The organism is Accumulibacter sp., from assembly GCF_016789985.1.
GTDB lineage: Bacteria > Pseudomonadota > Gammaproteobacteria > Burkholderiales > Rhodocyclaceae > Accumulibacter.
Map to the genome: position 1 here is coordinate 1 of NZ_JAEUOL010000298.1, position 5,367 is coordinate 5,367.

At 65.9% G+C, this 5,367-nt stretch carries 2 protein-coding genes and 1 pseudogene; all 3 read right to left on the bottom strand.

All coding sequences use genetic code 11. From position 1 onward, the window contains the following. Positions 1-174: pseudogene (gene tldD / locus JNK99_RS17570) on the bottom strand (metalloprotease TldD); the annotation flags it as partial. Positions 175-221: 47 nt separating this feature from the next. Beyond that, complete coding sequence (locus JNK99_RS17575) at positions 222-1,067, bottom strand: carbon-nitrogen hydrolase family protein (protein WP_291855800.1); 846 nt, start codon at positions 1,065-1,067, stop codon at positions 222-224. A gap of 50 nt (positions 1,068-1,117) precedes the next feature. Beyond that, complete coding sequence (locus JNK99_RS17580; RefSeq protein ID WP_291855797.1) at positions 1,118-5,038, bottom strand: YhdP family protein; 3,921 nt, start codon at positions 5,036-5,038, stop codon at positions 1,118-1,120. Between the last annotated feature and the right edge of the window lie 329 nt (positions 5,039-5,367).

The following is a 5,367-nucleotide window of genomic DNA, read 5'->3' on the forward strand; positions in this document are numbered from 1 at the left end:
CTCCTCGAGGCTCCAGGCTTCGGAGCGGCTGTACTGAAAGTAGAGGTCGGCATAATCGACCTGATGCGCCATGATCTTGCCGAACACCGGCGTGAGGTCTGCGACATCGAGGCCGTAGGGTGTGAGCAGGGTCTTGCGGGCCTGCGCGAGAAGGGTCTGAGCTCTTGCGGTCATTGAATTTCCATGGTGGCTGCGGTTGATTGGCCCGTCCTGCCCTCCCGTTACATCACGCGGTGCGTCAGCGCCGGCAGGCTGGCGCGCACTTCGGCCAGGCGGGCCTGTTCGAGCTGGCCGATGACGATTCCCGGACCCTTGAGCTTGCGATCGAGGATCGTTCCCCAGGGGTCGACGAGCATGCTGTTGCCGTGCGTTTGACGTCCGTTCTCGTGCTGGCCGCCTTGCGCCACGGCCAGCACATAGCACTGGTTTTCGATCGCCCGTGCGCGCAGCAGGATTTCCCAGTGCGCCCGACCGGTCGTCTCGGTGAAGGCGGCTGGAATGACCAGCAGGTCTGTGACACCCAGGCGGCGATAAAGCTCCGGGAATCTGAGGTCGTAGCAGATCGACAGGCCGACCCGGCCAAAAGGCGTGTCGAAAGCGGTCGGTTGCCGGCCGGCCTCGATCGTCGTGCTCTCGTCGTAATTCTCGGTGCCCTGACGGAAGCCGAAAAGGTGGATCTTGTCGTAGCGCGCGACGCGCGCTCCCTGCGGATTGTAGACCAGGCTCGAGTTCAGCACCTTGTCCGGCCGGTCGGTCCACAGCGGCAGCGAGCCGCCGATCAGCCAGACACCGTGTTGACGGGCGCTGGCCGCGAGGAAATCCTGGATCGGGCCAGCCCCGTCGGACTCGCGCACGCCGACCTTGTCGGTATCGCTCATGCCCATGATGGCGAAGTATTCGGGCAGGGCCAGCAGTTCGGCGCCCTGCGCCACCGCCTCGCGGATCAGGGCGGCGGCGGTGCGCAGGTTCTCTTCGACGCGCGGCGTCGATACCATCTGCAGGGCGGCAACACGCAGCCGCGGGGCAGGGTGTGCGCCGCGCGGCAGTGCGGGGGGGGACGGATTCATCATGGCTTGCTCCGATGAGAGTGACCGGGCCTGGAGTTGGCCGGGTCTGATCAAGGTGTCGCCCCCGGTATGGTCGGGCGTGCGATGCGTTCGACGTGCGGGTCGTCCCACTTGCCGGTGACCAGGTACTCGAAGCTGAAGGCCTTGCTCAGCGGACCTTGCAGGATCTTGTCGGCGAGCAGGGTGGCGACGCCGGCCAGCGGGTTGATCACCGCCACGCCGAGCGCCGCGCTGGCGCCCAGTTCGGGCTGGACGCTGACCTGCAGACGTTGCGTTTCGTTCTTCAGATCGGCTTCGCCACTCATCACCACGCGCGCGGCGGGACCTTCGATCTGCAGCCGGTCGGTGCGCATGACACCGCTCTTGACCGTCATCTTGCCGCTGATCGTGTCGAAAGCGAAGCCCTCGCTGAAAACGTCCCCGAAATCGAAGGTGAAGCGACGCGGCAGTCCCTGCAGGCTGATCAGTCCGAGCAGCTTGCCGGCTCCGGGGTCGAGTTTCAGGAAGTGCCCCTTGCTCGCCTCGAGCTGCATGTCGCCGCCCAGTGTCGCGTAGTCGAGCGAGGACGGTGTATCGTTCCAGCCGATGCGGCCCTTGAGGGTCGCCGTCCCGTGACGTACCGCGCCACCATGGCCAAGCCGGGCGAGCAGCCGGCCGACATCGCTGCTCTCCAGCGAGAAGTCGAGCTGGGTACGGTTGGCCGCGCTCAGTTGCCATTGCCCGCTGCCCGACAGGCTGCCGTACGGGTTGCGCAAGTCGATCTTGTCGAGCCGCCAGATACCGCCCTCGTTATGCGCCTGCACTTCGAGGCGTCCGAAACGTTTCTCGCCGACGGAAAAATCGTCGACCACGACATCGAGCGCCGGCAGTTCCTTGAGCGCTTCGCCCGCTGGCGTTTCGGTACGCATCTTGTCCGGGCGGCGCCATTTCGTGAAATGCGCCTTCAGCTTGCCGGCGCCGGTGCCGTCCCATTGAAAAGTACCGGTGGCCTGATCGGACTGCATGCTGCCACGCCAGCGTGCGGTCACCCCGGTCACGGTGATGCTGGTGCCGGTGTACGCCAGACCGACCAGGAACAGTTCATCGGTCTTGAGGTCGATGGCGATGGGAAAGCTCGCCGCCGGGTTCTCGCCACCTTTCCTGTTATCGCCGGCGAGGAGCTTCTGCCAGTAATCGAGGTCCATCGTCTTCAGCGTGACCCCGACGTTGAGTCCACGTTCCGGCAGTGGGGCGGCCGGTCGACCGATCGTCAGCGTCCCGCGTTCCGGTTGCAGTTCGTCGCCTTGCTTGCGACGAATCAGTTGCAGGCTGAGCACATTACCCAGGGTGGCGCGCAACTGGTCGCGGACGATCGCCTGACCGCCGGTCGCTGACGCGGGCGGCAACCGTCCGCTCTCGAAGTGCAGCGGCAGCGCTTCGCCGGAGCCTTTGTCCAGCGGTGCCGGCAAGGCTGACGCGATACCGACCAGATTGGAGTCTACCGCCAGTTCCACCTCGCCCTTGCGGACCCTGACCTCGGCGCGATACGGGGTGCTGCCGGAAACGCTGGCGAGCAGCGGCGAATCGAGGCGGCGGCGCAGGTCGTCGACCAGCAGAGTGCCGCTGGCGACGACCTGCACCTTGCCGCCCTGCGTGCCACCGGTGATTCGCACCGGGCCGCCGAACAGTTGCGCGTTGATTTCGGGGACACGCAGGTCCTTCTCGGAAAACTGCAGGCTGCCTTTCACTTGCTGCAGCGGCGGCAAGGCGGTATCGACGTTGACCTCGTTGCTCAGGAAGTGGTAAGTCCCATCGATCTTCGAGTCCCCGAGGCGGGCTTCTTCGAGCGGAATGAGCAGTCCGATCTCCAGGCGACCCGTACCGCGGGCGCTCATCTGGTCGGTGAAATGGTCGATCTGGTCGGCCACCGGACTGTGCACAATGAACTTGAGGAACTCCGCCGTCGGTCCCTCGACCTGTCCCCTGACCTTCAGCATGCAGACCGGGGCATCGAAGTCGGGTATCTCGGCGCGCGTCTGCGCCAGCCTGGCACCCAGGATCGAGCCGCGGCGTGCCTGCACGACCATGCTGGCTCCCTCGAAGCGCAGATCGGCATCGAGGCCGCTGATCGCCGGCCAGCCGGTGCCGTAATCCAGCGTCACATCCTCCGCCTTGACGGTGACCAGGAACTGACCCTTCTTGCGGTCGAGAAACGGGAAGTCCGCCAGGTTTCCTTTCAGGATGAGTCGGGCGTCGCTGGCCCTTCCCTGCTGCAGCGCGTCACGCAGCCAGTGCCGGGCATCGACGTTGATCGAAGCCGGCAGGTAGCGCCAGACGGCCCGCGCGTCGGCACGCGTCAGCGCGGCCGTCAGGTCGATGCTGCCCGGCCCCTCTCCGTTGTAGTGATAGCTTCCCTGCGCCGAGCCGGCGGCGTCGGCGCCGGCAAACTCGACACGTGACAGTTGCGCATCCAGTTTGCCCTGGCTGATCTTCCATTTCGTCTGGGCGCTGAGCGTGTCGAGGGCGATCTCCGATTCGGGGAAGACCGCCGGCAGCCGGAGCCGGACCTGTTGCGAGCGTAACTGGGCGACGCCCCCCTGTTCGCTGGCTTCGATCGAGCCCGACAAGCCGCTGACCCCCGGAAAGCGCTCCGACGGCTTGAGCGCCAGGTCTTCGAAACGGCCCTTCAGCGCGTAGGCGTCGAGGCCTTCGGCGTTGCCCTGCCAGTTGACGCGCAGTTCGCCGATCCGGCCACGCGGCGCAAACTCGCCGAGCAAGCGACGTGATCCCGCGTCGAGCGGCAAATGGGCAGCCAGGCCGCTGAGCGCGCCCAGGTCGAGCAGGCTGGCGGTCATACTGCCGCGCAGCGCAGTGCTGCCTGCTGCCGGGGGTTGCCACTCGACGTGGAAATCGGTTGGTGCGATACGGATGGCCGATGCTCCTGCCGTACCCTCGTCGACGCCCGGCCGCGTTGCCAGTTCCAGGTGGCGCCCATCGAGCTTGATCTCTTTTGCCGACAGGTGGGCGCTGACGCGGCCGGCAAGGTGCTCCAGTTCGAGTTGCGGCAGATCACTGGCCAGGCGCAGATGGACCTCATCGAGCGCGAGATCCGCCGTCACCTCCTGCAGATTGCCGTCGGCGAAGCCGACCCAGGCGCGGACTGCGCCGCGCCCCTGGGGCAGGGCAAACGGGTAGTCGAACCAATGGCGCCAGGCGGCCAGGTCGACCTGGTCGATCTGGGCGAAAGCCTGTCCCTTCCACGCGGCTGCGCTTGTGCCATCCCTGCCGCGGAAATCGGCGCGCAGGTCGAGTTTCGACGCCAGTTCGGGCGGAGGCAGGACGGTCAGGCCGAAACGGTGCTGGCGGCCGTCGTTGTCGAGCGCCACATTGACATCCTCGAGGATCAGCGCCGGGGCGTTGCGTTTGGCGTCCTCCCAGAGCACCGTCGCGCCGTTGACGCGAATTCGTTTCTGCACCAGCACCCAGTCGGCGAGACCGCCGTCTTCGTCCTGTTCAGTGACCGCAATTCCGGCGACGAAAAAGCGGCCGTCGGCATCGCGCCGCAGATGCAGGGTCGGTTCATCGATGCGCAACAGGTGCAGGCGCAGTTGTAGTCGCGGCAATGAAGTCCACGAGAGAATGCTCTCGACACGCGTGAAGGTCAGAGCCGGCTGTCCCTGGGCGTCGGAGAGGCGGACGTCGGACAGGACGAGGTCCGGATTGATGCCGTCCCAGCTCGCCGCGATGCCGCCGATGGCGACCGAAAGTCCAAGCGCCCGGCTCGCTGCGCGCTCGATGTCGGACCGGTAGTTTTCGACATTGGGCAGGATCAGATAACGCAGAGCCAAGACCAGCAGCACGAAGGCGAAATAGAGCAGCAGCAGGCCGCGCATTGTCCAGTGCCAGGCCTGGCGCACCCCGGGGTGCGCGATGAACGGCATGAGACGGTGCAGGCGATGATAGATCGCCGGGCGCAGTTCCTCCTGGTGCATCAGATCGGGCCAGGGCCGAGAGACTTTTGCCAATGTTTGGTGCGCGTCACTAGAATGTCGGGATGCCCGGGCGGGTGATCGAATGTCCCATTGTAACGGCTTTGCCGCGGCTCATCAGCGACTGTGGCAAAGCGCCCACCCGGCACCATCGAGAAAAAGGAATGATGAACAGCAACTGTCATGGCGACATCCGCGATCCTTCGCCGCTTGTTCTTTCCCCGCCGTGGCGGGTCGCCGAGCAGCATAGCCACTACCTGCGCAACCTGCTGGCGGCTCGCCCCGAGGTGGCCGCCTGGCTTGGCGAACATGCGGCGCAACCCCCGACCGTC

Bases quoted from the DNA above. Each gene is read 5' to 3' on its own strand.
- JNK99_RS17575 (WP_291855800.1), bottom strand. From the start codon at position 1,067: ATGAATCCGTCCCCCCCCGCACTGCCGCGCGGCGCACACCCTGCCCCG.
- JNK99_RS17580 (WP_291855797.1), bottom strand. From the start codon at position 5,038: ATGCACCAGGAGGAACTGCGCCCGGCGATCTATCATCGCCTGCACCGT.